General features: G+C 61.7%; 12 protein-coding genes. 3 read left to right on the plus strand and 9 right to left on the minus strand.

Going from position 1 to position 13,063, the window contains the following annotated elements:
- Nucleotides 1–174 precede the first annotated feature (174 nt).
- The 4 genes from J3P84_RS06575 to J3P84_RS06590 all read right to left on the minus strand — a co-directional run bounded on the left by J3P84_RS06575 (nucleotide 175) and on the right by J3P84_RS06590 (nucleotide 4,969).
- Nucleotides 175–1,128, minus strand: coding sequence for a hypothetical protein (locus tag J3P84_RS06575; protein WP_434572207.1), 954 nt, complete (start codon nucleotides 1,126–1,128; stop codon nucleotides 175–177).
- 17 nt (nucleotides 1,129–1,145) lie between these two features.
- Nucleotides 1,146–2,861, minus strand: coding sequence for a proline--tRNA ligase (locus J3P84_RS06580; protein ID WP_434628812.1), 1,716 nt, complete (start codon nucleotides 2,859–2,861; stop codon nucleotides 1,146–1,148).
- Nucleotides 2,862–2,990: 129 nt separating this feature from the next.
- A complete protein-coding gene (locus J3P84_RS06585) occupies nucleotides 2,991–4,562 on the minus strand; it encodes an AmpG family muropeptide MFS transporter (protein ID WP_434572208.1) in 1,572 nt (523 codons plus the stop codon).
- Nucleotides 4,563–4,606: 44 nt separating this feature from the next.
- Nucleotides 4,607–4,969 (minus strand): MGMT family protein, encoded by a 363-nt coding sequence (locus tag J3P84_RS06590; RefSeq protein ID WP_434631171.1) that lies wholly within the window; start codon nucleotides 4,967–4,969, stop codon nucleotides 4,607–4,609.
- A gap of 146 nt (nucleotides 4,970–5,115) precedes the next feature.
- Between J3P84_RS06590 and J3P84_RS06595 the strand changes: the two genes are divergently transcribed.
- Nucleotides 5,116–6,123 (plus strand): DUF481 domain-containing protein, encoded by a 1,008-nt coding sequence (locus J3P84_RS06595; protein ID WP_305499191.1) that lies wholly within the window; start codon nucleotides 5,116–5,118, stop codon nucleotides 6,121–6,123.
- 193 nt (nucleotides 6,124–6,316) lie between these two features.
- On the opposite strand, the gene J3P84_RS06600 is transcribed toward J3P84_RS06595, so the two are convergent.
- Nucleotides 6,317–6,526, minus strand: coding sequence for a cold-shock protein (locus tag J3P84_RS06600; RefSeq protein WP_002554837.1), 210 nt, complete (start codon nucleotides 6,524–6,526; stop codon nucleotides 6,317–6,319).
- 353 nt (nucleotides 6,527–6,879) lie between these two features.
- On the opposite strand from J3P84_RS06600, the gene dcd reads away from it, so the two are divergent.
- Complete coding sequence (gene dcd, locus J3P84_RS06605; RefSeq protein WP_017126297.1) at nucleotides 6,880–7,446, plus strand: dCTP deaminase; 567 nt, start codon at nucleotides 6,880–6,882, stop codon at nucleotides 7,444–7,446.
- Between the two features lie 100 nt (nucleotides 7,447–7,546).
- Entirely contained in the window at nucleotides 7,547–7,753 is a 207-nt protein-coding gene (locus J3P84_RS06610; RefSeq protein ID WP_305499193.1) for a hypothetical protein, read from the plus strand.
- A 38-nt stretch (nucleotides 7,754–7,791) separates the two neighbouring features.
- On the opposite strand, the gene pdeM is transcribed toward J3P84_RS06610, so the two are convergent.
- The 4 genes from pdeM to J3P84_RS06630 form a co-directional block, all read right to left on the minus strand.
- Nucleotides 7,792–8,448, minus strand: a complete 657-nt coding sequence (pdeM, locus tag J3P84_RS06615) for a ligase-associated DNA damage response endonuclease PdeM (RefSeq protein ID WP_434628815.1) — start codon at nucleotides 8,446–8,448, stop codon at nucleotides 7,792–7,794.
- On the minus strand, nucleotides 8,448–10,934 hold the full coding sequence (locus J3P84_RS06620) for a ligase-associated DNA damage response DEXH box helicase (RefSeq protein ID WP_434628817.1): 2,487 nt from the start codon (nucleotides 10,932–10,934) through the stop codon (nucleotides 8,448–8,450). The genes pdeM and J3P84_RS06620 overlap by 1 nt, the downstream gene beginning before the upstream one ends.
- A gap of 222 nt (nucleotides 10,935–11,156) precedes the next feature.
- A complete protein-coding gene (locus J3P84_RS06625) occupies nucleotides 11,157–11,921 on the minus strand; it encodes an ABC transporter ATP-binding protein (protein WP_434572213.1) in 765 nt (254 codons plus the stop codon).
- 13 nt (nucleotides 11,922–11,934) lie between these two features.
- Nucleotides 11,935–13,053 (minus strand): succinylglutamate desuccinylase/aspartoacylase family protein, encoded by a 1,119-nt coding sequence (locus tag J3P84_RS06630; protein WP_434628819.1) that lies wholly within the window; start codon nucleotides 13,051–13,053, stop codon nucleotides 11,935–11,937.
- Nucleotides 13,054–13,063: the final 10 nt, after the last annotated feature.

Below are 13,063 nucleotides of genomic sequence, written 5' to 3' on the forward strand. Positions count from 1 at the left end.
CGCCACTGCGCAAATAAACGACCCCCGTGGCGAGGGAGCTTGCTCCCGCTGGACTGCGCAGCAGTCCCAATCCCGGCAACTCGATTTACCTGATACAGCGATGTAGCGTGCCCAGGGGGCCGCTGCGCAGCCCAGCGGGAGCAAGCTCCCTCACTACAGGGGGAGCATCCAGAGTCAGCTCGCGCCCGGGTCCGCCACCAACCGCCCGCCATCCTTGGTCAGGGCCTTGATGAATTCGGCCTGCAGTTCCGGATCGTTGCGGGTCAGTTCGATCAGGCTCTGTTCGAGTTCGCTGGCCTCTTCTTCAAGCCCCAGCTCCGAGAGACGCTTGACCCGATGAACCCATTGGCTCACTTCGTCGTCTTCCAGATCGTCGTAGATCAACGCGTGGGCTTCGACCAGTTTGCTGCGCAACGTACTGCTGACGCTCAGGGATGAGTCGGTGTGCACCTCGTCCTGGGCGTCCGTCACACTGATCTGCAGTTTGCCAAACTGGCTCAGGTCATGCTCGGCGAACGGGCTTTCCAGCAGGTTCAAGCGCAACACGCCGTTACGGTCGGTGCTCAGCTCGAATGTCTGCCGGGCGGCTTTCACCTGTACCGGACGCTCGCTCCAGGGCAGGCTCGAATGCTCCGTGCGTTTGTCGCGCTGGACCTCATCGATACCTGCCAGGTTCTGCTGGGCACGGCCATTGGAAGGCACGTTCATGAACGGATTGAGTCCGGCAAAACCGTAGCTGATCCAGTCGCGGGTCGCACTGTCCGGCAAGCTGCCGAGGGCGAACACATTGACCACGTTCGCGCCGACGCCGGCCACTACCGCCACCGCGCCCAGCGGGATCTCGTAGACCTCCCGCCAAGGCTGGTACGGCGTGTAGCGATCGTAATGGCGAGTGACCTCGAACTCGGTGACCTCGAAGGTCTTCTGCTCGTTGATCCGCACCCGACGCTGCGGCAGGTCGAGCACCTTGGGTTCGCCCACATCGATCTGCAGGCTATGGTCGAGCAATTTGCGCTCGATCCGTTCTTCGTGCTCGTTGCGTTGCGACATCTGGTTGGCGCAGCCGCTGACCAGCAGGGCCCCGCACAGTGCGGCGCCCCCGAGGCCTAAGGTGTTTCGCTTGAACATGACGTCTCTATCTGGTCTCAGCGGCGGATACGGGCCTGAAGGAAGGACAGCACGTCGGCGACCGGCAGCGCTTGCGCCTCGGCCTCGGTACGGCTCTTGTATTCCAGGTTGCCATCGGCCAGGCCACGGTCACTGACGACGATCCGGTGCGGGATGCCGATCAGTTCCATGTCCGCGAACTTGATGCCGGGGCTGGTTTTCTTGTCGCGGTCGTCCAGCAGTACTTCGAAGCCGGCGGCCGTCAGTTCGGCGTAGAGCTTGTCGGTCGCTTCGCGAACCTGTTCGGTTTCGTAGCGCAGCGGCACGAGGGCAACCTGGAACGGCGCCAGCGTGTCGCTCCAGATGATGCCGTTCTCGTCGTTGTTCTGCTCGATGGCCGCAGCCACCACGCGGGACACGCCGATGCCGTAGCAGCCCATCTGCAGCGTGACCGGCTTACCGTTCTCGCCGAGCACTTCGCATTTCATCGCCTTGCTGTACTTGTCGCCCAGCTGGAAGATATGCCCGACTTCGATGCCGCGCTTGATTTCCAGCGTGCCTTTGCCGTCCGGGCTCGGGTCGCCGGCCACGACGTTGCGCAGGTCGGCGACGGTTGGGACCGGCAGGTCGCGTTCCCAGTTCACGCCGAAATAGTGTTTGTCATCGATGTTGGCACCGATGGCGAAGTCGCTCATCAATGCCACCGAGCGGTCGATGATGATCGGCAACGGCAGATTCAACGGGCCGAGGGAGCCGGCACCGGCACCAATGGCATCGCGCAGCTCGGCATCGGTGGCCATGACCAGCGGGCTGGCGACGCCAGGCTGGTTGGCGGCCTTGATTTCGTTCAGCTCGTGGTCGCCACGGATGATCAGGGCAATCAGCTTGCCTTCTTCTTCCGCGCGCACGATCAGGGTCTTGATGGTGCGTTCGATGGGCAGGTTGTAGCCTTCCACCAGTTGGGCAATGGTCTTGGCGTTCGGCGTGTCTACCAGGCGCAATTCTTCGGCCGGTGCGGCGCGGGAGGTTTCCCGTGGCACGGCTTCGGCTTTCTCGATGTTCGCGGCGTAGTCGGAGCCGTTACTGAAGACGATGTCGTCTTCGCCGGACTCGGCCAGCACATGGAATTCGTGGGAGCCGGCACCGCCGATGGAGCCGTTGTCGGCTTCAACCGGGCGGAACTTCAGGCCCAGGCGGGTGAACACGTTGCAGTACGCCTGGTGCATGCGGTCGTAAGTGACTTGCAGCGAGGCCAGGTCGGCGTGGAACGAATAAGAATCCTTCATGATGAATTCGCGACCGCGCATCAGGCCGAAGCGTGGACGGATCTCGTCACGGAACTTGGTCTGGATCTGATACAGGTTGATTGGCAGTTGCTTGTAGCTGCTCAACTCGTTGCGCATCAGGTCGGTGATCACTTCTTCGTGAGTCGGGCCCGCGCAGAAATCGCGACCATGGCGGTCCTTGATGCGCAGCAGCTCCGGGCCGTATTCCTCCCAGCGCCCCGACTCCTGCCACAGCTCGGCCGGCTGGGTGCTCGGCATCAACACTTCCAGAGAGCCGGCGGCGTCCATTTCTTCGCGGACGATGGCTTCGACCTTGCGCATTACCCGCAGGCCCATCGGCAGCCAGGTGTACAGGCCGGAGGCGAGCTTGCGGATCATGCCTGCGCGCAGCATCAGCTGGTGGCTGATCACGACGGCGTCGGAAGGCGTTTCTTTCTGTGTGGCGAGCAAAAATTGACTGGTGCGCATGGTTGGCCGTTGTCGGTTGCTGATGACGAGAAGTGACGCAGCATTGTACGGGCGAGATGCCCTGGCGTACAGGCGCGTGGCCGGTCGCCGGATTCAGGCGCCGCTTTCGTCGGCGCCTGTTGAGATTTCCTACAACTCTTGAGCGGGCCGGGTCGGCGGCGATTCCGACTCTGGCGCCGATTCAGGTGTCGAGCCCTCTCGGCGATTCTCCTGATACCAGTGCAAGGCGATCAGCAGCAAGGTCGGAACGCCGAGCAACGCGGTGATCAGGAAGAAATCGTGATAGCCGAATTTTTCCACCATGACCCCTGAGTACCCGCCGATCAGGCGCGGCAACAAGAGCATGATCGAGCTGAGCAGGGCGTATTGGGTCGCGGAGAATTTCAGGTTGGTCAGGCTCGACAGATAGGCGACGAACGCCGAGGTGGCCAAACCGGAGCTGAAGTTGTCGAGGGAGATCGTGACGATCAGCATCTTCAGGTTGGCACCCATGTCCGTCAGCATCAGGAACAGGATGTTGGTGGCGGCCGACGACACGCCGCCGATGAACAGGATTGGCAGGATGCCGAAACGCACGATCAGCAGCCCGCCCATGCCGGCGCCGACAAGGGTCATGATCAGCCCGAAGATCTTGCTGACGCTGGCGATCTGGTCCTTGGTGAAACCCTGGTCGATATAAAAAACGTTGGCCATGACGCCCATGACCGTGTCGGACATCCGATAGGTCGCGATCAGGCCGAGCAGCAGCAGGGCCTGCCAGCGGTAGCGCAGGATAAAATCGTTGACCGGCGTCAGCACCGGCGCCAGGCCGCGACGCCCCATGGACGACAGGCACAGGGCGGTCAGGATGATATAGAGGATGGCGCGCAGGAAGGCGCGGTCCTGGAGCAGCAGGTCGAGCAGGCTGACGCCTTCGAACAGCACGCTGGCAAAGTCGGTGTTGTAGAGCTGGGTGAACATCGCCGGGACCGACACCAGCAGCACGATCAATACGAATACCGAAGCCAACTGATGAACGAAGGTATAGCGCCCGGCCTGCAATTGAGTACGCAACGGTACTGGCGGCTCGCGCATGAAGAGCGAGGTCAGCAGCGCCGGGACCATCAGTACGCCAAACAGCAGGTACGTACCGGCCCAGGCCGAATGTTTGTAGCTGAACCCGGTGGAGCCGAACCCCTCGGCGAAAAACAGCGCGCCGGCGGTGGCCAGCAACGCGGCGACGCGGTAGCCGGACATATAGCTGGCAGCCAGGGCGGCCTGGCGGGTGTCGTCGGCGATTTCCAGTCGGTAGGCATCGACGGCGATGTCCTGGGTGGCCGAGGCGAAGGCCACGATGACGGCAATCGCGATCAGCCAGGACAGGTGTTTTTGTGGGTCACAGAAGCCCATGCCGACCAGGCCGAGGATCACCAGGGCCTGGGAGAGCACCAGCCAGGAGCGTCGACGCCCCAGTTTGCCGAGCAATGGCAGGCGCCATTGGTCGAGAAGGGGCGACCAGACCCATTTGAAGGCATAGGCCAGGCCGATCAGGCTTGCGTAACCAATGGTTTCGCGGGCCACGCCGGCCTCGCGCAACCAGACCGACAGCGTGGAAAACACCAGCATGTAAGGCAGGCCGGCGGCGAAGCCAAGCAGCAACAGCACGAGCGTCGAAGGACTGGCATAGGCGGCAAGGGCGGCGCGCCAGGTTTTACGGGGCATGGGCTGGAGTCTGCCTCAAAAATTGCGAAAACAAAGCGCGCACTCTAACCGCTGTGCTCTACCGGGCGCCAGCCATGACGCTGAATATCAACACGATTATTCAGGACACTGATCCCTTCCATGCGCAGGCGTGCGCGTTGTTCGTCCCCCGAGGCGCTGCCTGCCGGCAGGCTGATCCGACCACCGGCGCCGAGGACTCGATGCCACGGCAGCTTCGTGTCGTTCGGCAACTGGCTGAGCGTTCGTCCGACCCAGCGCGCGGCGCGGCCCAGACCCGCCATTTCGGCGAGCTGACCATAGGTGACGACCTGGCCGGCCGGCACTTGGGCCAGGGTCAGGTAAAGCGTGGTGCGGCGGATCTGGGCGGCGTTCTCGGGGGCCGCTGGGGTGTCGGTCACGTGGAGGATTCCTGGAAATGTCCGTCTGTAGATTAGTGCCTACAGGGCCAATTGATAAATGAACTCATCATCCTTATGCAGGTCAGTCGTTGCTGAGGTGTCATCCTGGGGGATAATGCCGCCTTTTCCTCGCAAACTTGAGCCTATTATCGCTTATGTTGTCCAGAACCCTGTTGTGCCTAGCTGTTACCAGTGCCTCCATGCCTTTGCTTGCCGATACCGTCTGGTTGAAGAACGGCGACAAGCTCAGTGGCAAGATAACCGTTTTCGACGGCGGCAAATTATTGATCCAGACCGATTACGCGGGCGCGATCCCGATTGATTGGAAGCAGGTCAAGACGCTTGAAAGCGACCAGCAACTGCTGGTCAAGCAGGATGCCTATACCGGCGAAAAAGCCAAGGCGTTGCAGGCGGCCGAGGATGGCAAGGTGACCCTGGCCAATGGTGATGCGCCCAAGACCGTCGAGCTGGCAAGCATCCAGCAGATCCTCAAGCCCAAGCCGGTGGTCGAGGACCTCGTGTGGAAGGGCAACATCGACGCTGCACTGGATTACCAGCGCGCGGAAGCCGATACCGACGATTACGACATCGACTTCAAGACCTCGGCGCGCCACGGCAGATGGCGGCACACCGCCGAAGGCGAATACAACCGCGAATTTCAGGATGATGTGGTGTCGGCTGACAACTGGCGGCTGGAGTATTCCCTCGACCGCTTCCTCACGGAAAAATGGTTCTGGCAAGGTCGCCTGAACTACAAGCGTGACAAGGTCGAAGACCTGGCACGCCAGCGCGTGGTTGGTACTGGTCCGGGTTATCAGTTCTGGGACGACGAACTGGGCGCTTTCTCCCTGGGTTCGCTGCTCAACCGCACCGATTATGAATATCGCGACGGCGGCAAGGACAACTTCTATTCCGTGGCGATGAAGTGGGACTACAACCGTTACCTGATCGGCAAGCGCGTCGAGCTGTTTACCAACGGCGAAGTGGGCAAGCCGCTGTCCGGCGTGGCTGAATACGCCTATGACGCCGAAATCGGGTTGCGCTACAAGGTCACTGACTGGGCATCGCTCAACCTCAAGGCCGAGAAGGATGTCATCGAAGGGACCGAAGACAGCGACCTGAGCAAGACGCGCTACACCGCCGGGTTTGGCGTGACCTGGTAACCGGGGTATCCACCACCAGACCCTGTGGGAGCGAGCCTGCTCGCGAAAGCGGTACACCAGTTGCCACAGATGCAACTGATCCGTCGCTTTCGCGAGCAGGCTCGCTCCCACACTGGTTTCGGTTTCCAAAAACACCCAGGCACAAAAAAGCCCCGCTTTTGAGGGCGGGGCTTCTTACTAAAGCAAGGACAAGTTAGATAACTTGAACTTCTTCAGCTTGCATGCCTTTCTGACCGCGGGTAGCGATGAAAGAAACCTGTTGGCCTTCTTTCAGGCTTTTGAAGCCGTCGGATTGGATAGCTTTGAAGTGAACGAACAGATCGTCACCGGACTGTGGGGTGATGAAGCCGAAGCCTTTTTCATCGTTGAACCACTTAACGGTACCGGTTTGGCGATTAGACATGGTGTAACTCCTTGAACAAAGATAACTGCGACTCAGGAAGAACCCTGGCCGAGACTGAGTGCAAAGAGCAGGAAAAATTCTTGTAGATGGTTGGATCGAAATTCAACATATCGTGTAGAGATTCTCAGTGACACAAGCAACACAGTGACGCCACCTTACCCCTTTTTCCGAAACGTGCCAATGGTCTTTGCGAAGGTTTCTCGGTTTTAATGACTGACGGCAATGGCGATAGCCGTCAGAGCCCGGAAATCAAGGCGGATCGGCGAGAGTTGCGTCTCGCACTTTGAACCCGCCCCGCGGCCCGGTAAGATGCCGGACAGTTTTTTCCACCTCGCTATTTCAGGAAACCCGCCATGAGCATCAAATCGGACAAGTGGATTCGCCGCATGGCGCAAGAGCACGGCATGATCGAGCCCTTCGTAGAGCGCCAGATGCGTGGCGAAGGCGCCGACCGGCTGATTTCCTTCGGCGTTTCCAGCTACGGCTACGACGTGCGCTGCGCCGATGAATTCAAGGTGTTCACCAACATCAATTCGGCCACCGTCGACCCGAAGAATTTCGATGAGAAGAGCTTCGTCGACATCAAGAGCGACGTTTGCATCATTCCGCCGAACTCTTTCGCCCTGGCCCGCACCGTCGAGTACTTCCGCATCCCGCGCAACGTGCTGACCATCTGCCTGGGTAAAAGCACCTACGCCCGCTGCGGCATCATCGTCAACGTGACACCTCTGGAACCTGAATGGGAAGGCCACGTGACCCTGGAGTTCTCCAACACTACGACCCTGCCGGCGAAGATCTACGCCAACGAGGGCGTGGCGCAGATGTTGTTCCTTGAGTCCGATGAGGAATGTGAAGTTTCCTACAAGGACCGTGGCGGTAAATACCAGGGCCAGCGCGGTGTGACCCTGCCGCGTACCTGATTCTGACGAGCTGTTGGAATTCCTGAGCGGGCAGGCACTCTATTGGGTGTACTGCCCGTTTTTGCGTCTGCGCAACGGGCCTTCGCTCAGGAGTTGCTCTATGAAGATCGATCCGCGAATCAGTGCCGAACTGGCAAGGCTTGAGCCCAATCAGATCGGCGTCCTGGCTTGGTCATTACTGGCCCACCCTGCTGAAGCGGCGGGCGGCATCCCTGGCCAGCCCGATCCCGATACCCCTAACGAACAGCCTACCGAACCCGGCGAACCGACTCTTCCGGACGAACCGCCTCCCGCGCCCGTAGCCTGATCAGCCAATGGCCCCTCAGTTGTTGAAGCCTGATCGCTTCAACTGACGGGCCATATTTCGTTGTCGCCCACCACGAAGATCTTGCAGTCGTTGTCCTGATCGACCCGATAGCCTCCCGTGAAGGCACCGAAGGCCGGTAGCAGGCTGATCTCGCTACCGAGGCGGAAACATGGCAGGCGCAGGCGTTGACGCCCCTTGCCGCTCAGGTGGTAGACCGGGTGTACGTGACCGGCGAGCACGTGTCGACTTGGATGCGGGGTAGGCTCGTGTTGCACGGCGAAAGGGCCCAACAGCAACGGCTCGGGGACGACGCGGATATCGAGTGCCGCTGGCGGATCGCCGGCGCGCTTGTCGTGATTGCCGCGGATCAGCGTGATGGCTAGTTTGCGATGCCGTTCACGCCAGTCGGCAAGGGCCTTCAAAGTGCCTGGGGCATGAGAACCGGGCCCATGCAGGAAGTCCCCGAGGAATATCAGCAGTCGGCACGGCAGGCTCGCCAGCAACTCGTCAAGCATGGCGATGTTGTTCGCCGTGGTGCCGTGGGGTACCGGTTGGCCGAGGCTACGGTAGGCCGCGGCCTTGCCGAAATGCACATCGGCCACCATCAGGGTTTCCTGGGCCGGCCAGTACAGGGCTTTTTGCGGCAACAGCCAGAGCTCTTCGCCCGCGAGGTTGACGGGATACGGCGCGGGCATCAGGCGCTTCCTCGATCAGCGGTTTTTTCCAGTTCGCTGACCATGCGCCGGATACGATCGGCGAGCTTTTCCGAGCTCATGCTTTCGCGAAATCGCTCCACCAGCAAGGGGAAGCCCAGCGGAGTAGGGCGCTTGATGAGATGCAGGTCGAGCTTCAAGGTATCGAGCCGTTCCAAGGTCTGCTCCAGTCGGCGTATATCCAATTCTTCGCGCAAAACTTCCTCGCCGGCCTGGGCCAGCAGCAGGTTATCGGCGTCATATTGCTTGAACACTTGATAGAACAACCCGCTGGAAGCCTGCACTTGGCGGGTGCTCTTCGGTGCGCCGGGGTAGCCGGCGAACACCAGCCCGGCGATCCGGGCGATTTCGCGGAAGCGGCGCAGGGCCAGTTCTCCGGCGTTCAGGCTGGCGAGAACGTCGGCCAGCAGGCCATCGGTGCGCAACAGCGCCGGGTTCAGGTGCGTTGACCAATCCAGTTCGGTGGCGCTGAGCAATTCCAGGCCGTAGTCATTGACCGCAATCGAGAACGTCACCGGTTGGCGCTGGCTGACGCGCCAGGCCAACAGGCTGGCCAGACCCAGATGTACCTGGCGCCCGGCGAACGGATACAGGAACAGGTGCCAACCCTCCCGGGATTTGAGCGCTTCGGCCAGCAGCGTTCCCTGCGTCGGCAGGCCGGACCAACGTAGCTGCGTTGACAGCAGCGGCTCTACGGCTTGCATTTCCGGTCCGTCGAAACGGCCCTTGGCGGCTTCGCTCAAGCGCGCGACGACCGCGGCAGCGAGCTCGCTGGAAAGCGGCATGCGTCCGCCATTCCAGCGCGGCACGGCGGCTTTTTTCGCCTGGCTGCGGCGTACGTAAGCGGTCATGTCCTCGACCCGGACCAACTCCAGCAACCGCCCGGCGAACAGGAATCCGTCGCCGGGGCGCAAGCGTGCGATGAAGCCTTCTTCCACGCTGCCCAGGGTCTTGCCGCCGCCGCCCTTGCTCCAGAATTTCAATTGCAGGCTGGCGTCACTGACGATGGTGCCGATGCTCATGCGGTGGCGCCGTGCCAGACGGGCGTCAGGCACGCGCCAGATCCCCTGTTCATCCGGTTCGACCCGCCGATAATCAGGGTAGGCGGTCAGCGACAGGCCGCCGTGGCGCACGAAAGCCAGCGCCCAGGCCCACTCGGCCGGGTTCAGGTCGCGGTAGGCCCAGGCGCCGCGTACCTCATCAAACAGCTCATCTGGAACAAAACCGCCACCCAGGGCCATGCTGACCAGATGCTGGACCAATACATCCAAAGGCTTGTGGGGCGATTCTCGCGGCTCGATTCGCCGCTGCGCCACGGCGTCCTGGGCGGCGGCGGCCTCGATCAGTTCCAGGCTGTGGGTTGGCACCAGGGTTATTCGCGAGGTCCGCCCCGGCGCATGGCCGGAGCGTCCGGCGCGTTGCATCAAGCGGGCGACGCCTTTCGCCGAGCCAATCTGTAGCACGCGTTCCACGGGCAGGAAATCCACTCCCAGGTCGAGGCTGGACGTACACACGACTGCCTTGAGTTGACCGTCCTTCAACGCCCGTTCCACCCAGTCGCGGGTGTCGCGGGACAGAGAACTATGGTGCAACGCGATCAGTCCGGCCCAATCCGGGCGCGCCTCAAGAATGGCCTGGTACCAGATTTCCGCTTGCGCGCGTGTATTGGTAAAGACCAGGCAACTGCTGCTGGTGTCGATTTCGGTGACCACCTGGGGCAACATTTTCAGGCCGATATGCCCCGCCCATGGAAACCGTTCGAGGGTTGGCGGCAACAGCGTATCGACCTGCAACGCCTTGGCATCGGCGCCCTGCACACTAATTCCGCTGCCTTGTGGGATCAATACCTGCTCGGCGTGGGCCTGGTTGCCCAGGGTCGCGGATACGCCCCAGACGATCAGGTCGGGGTGCCAGTAGCGCAAGCGAGCCAGGGCCAGTTGCAATTGCACGCCGCGCTTGTTGCCGAGCAATTCGTGCCACTCATCTACCACGACCATGCGCAGGGTCGACACGGCCGTTTGCGCATCAGCGCGGGCGAGCATCAGCGTCAGGCTTTCGGGTGTGGTGATCAGCGCCGTGGGCAGGCGCCGGCCTTGACGGGCGCGTTCGCTGGCGCTGGTATCGCCGGTGCGCAGGCCTACGCTCCAGGGAATCTGCAGCGGATCGAGGGGCGCTTCGAGAGCCTTGCCGGTGTCGGCGGCCAGCGCGCGCATTGGCGTTATCCACAAGACGGTCAGCGGTTCGCTCGGCGGTTTGCGTTTACGAGGCTTGTCTGGTGGCGGCACGCTGCGGGCGAAACGGTTGAGTGCGGCAAACCAGACGGCGTAGGTCTTGCCGGCGCCGGTATTGGCATGCAACAGCCCCGACTCGCCACGCTTGACCGCAGCCCATACCTGCTTTTGAAAGGCGAACGGCTTCCAGCCGCGGGCATCGAACCACTGTTTCGCGAAGTTGCTGGATGTCGCCATGCGTGCGGTGTGCGCCCTGAAAGTCCTTCTTCAAAGACCACGACGAGAGATGAAAGGTTTATTTCTGTGGCGAGGGGATTTATCCCCGTTGGGCTGCGAAGCAGCCCCAAAAAGCTTGAAAAGAGCCTGCCTGAGATACCGAGGTGGCAGGCTGGGGGGCTGCTTCAGCCCAGCGGGGATAAATCCCCTCGCCACAAGAGCTGCTTGCCGCCCATATCAGGTTTATTTCAGATTGCCACTGAGGAACTGCTTGAGCCGTTCGCTCTTCGGGCTGCCCAGCACGTCTTCCGGCGCGCCTTCTTCTTCCACCAGGCCCTGGTGCAGAAACAGCACCTGATTGGACACCTTGCGGGCGAAGCTCATTTCGTGGGTCACCATGATCATGGTCCGGCCTTCTTCGGCCAGGCCTTGGATCACTTTTAATACTTCACCTACCAGTTCCGGGTCCAAGGCCGAGGTCGGTTCGTCAAACAGCATGACCTCAGGCTCCATGGCCAAGGCGCGGGCAATCGCCACGCGTTGTTGCTGGCCACCGGACAGGAACGCCGGGTATTGCTCGGCAACACGTGCCGGCAGGCCGACCTTGTCGAGATAACGGCGGGCGCGATCCTCGGCTTCCTGCTTGCTGACGCCCAGCACCCGGCGCGGCGCCATGGTGATGTTTTCCAGCACGGTCATGTGGCTCCACAGGTTGAAGTGCTGGAACACCATGGCCAGGCGCGTGCGGATGCGTTGCAGCTCGTCGGCGTCGGCCACGCGCATGCCGTGGTGATCCTTGATCATCTGGATCGATTGGCCGTCCAGGCTCATGGCGCCGTCGTTGGGTTGTTCGAGGAAATTGATGCAGCGCAGGAAGGTGCTTTTGCCCGAGCCGCTCGCGCCGATCAGGCTGATCACGTCGCCGGTCCTGGCCTTGAGCGAAACCCCTTTGAGCACCTCATGGTGGCCATAGCTTTTGTGCAGGCCTTCGATGGTCAGTTTGTACATGGAACAGGCATCCTCAAGGCGAAAGTAGGTAGCCGCTGCGGTAGGCTTCGGTCCCGGCGACATGGGCGATGACCATGCCGGCGGTGGCCATGCGACGCAGCGAGCGGGCGTACAGCAGCCCGGCATTACGGCAATGAACGGGGGTGACGGTGTCGTTGACCGGGTCGATGATTTCGGCGATCAGCTGTCCCGCCTCCAGGTACTCACCGGGTAGGGCGCTGTACACCAGCAGGCCGCCGACCGGTGTCGCCACCGGTTCGACGCCGGCCAGCGGCGTGGCCGGGTAGGGCAGGTCGGGCACCGGCACCGGCTCACCGTCAATGGCGCCGAAGTGGATCAGGTATTCGATCAGGGCCTGGCAGTCGAGACTCGCCAGGCCATGGTTGACGTCACCCTGGCCGCGCAATTCGACAGTTACCGAAAAGCTGCCTAGGGGAATTTCGAAGCGCTCACCGAAACGCTCCTTGAGCTGCCACCAGAGCAGCGTGAAGCATTCGTCGAACGATTGGCCGCCGGAGTCGGTCGCCAACAGGCTGGCCTCGGCGCCGATGTAGCGCGCCAGCGGCTCGACCCGCGGCCAGGCCTCGGGCGTGGTGTAGAGATGGGCGACGGCTTCGAAATCGCAATGCAGGTCAAGCACCATGTCGGCATCACAGGCCAGGCGTTGCAGGACCAGCCGCTGGGATTGCAGTTGGGTGCTGGCGGTCTGCCGACTCAGGGCGTCGCGCAGGCTGGTGCGGATCAGCATCAGGTTGTGCTGCGGGTCGTCGGTCAGCAGGCCTTCGATTTCGTTGCCGATCTCTTCGCTCAGGTCGACGAACCGGCGGTTGAAATTTTGCCCGCTCTCCAGTTCGTAACGGCCCAGGGGCACGTCCATCAGTACCTGTTCGAGGCCGATCGGGTTGGCGACCGGCACCAGCACGATTTCGTGCCGCAGGTGGCCCGAAGCCTCGAGTTCGGCCAGGCGCTGCTTGAGGTGCCAGGCGACCAGCATGCCGGGCAATTCATCGGCATGCAGGGACGACTGGATATAGATTTTGCCGACGGCTTTTTCCGGGCCGAAGTGAAAGCTGTGGATCTTGCGTGCGGTCCCCGGCAGCGGGGCCAGCAGGTCATGAATCTGGTGGCGCATTTACATGTAT

It is taken from the genome of Pseudomonas sp. Z1-29, assembly GCF_051131995.1.
Classification (GTDB): domain Bacteria; phylum Pseudomonadota; class Gammaproteobacteria; order Pseudomonadales; family Pseudomonadaceae; genus Aquipseudomonas.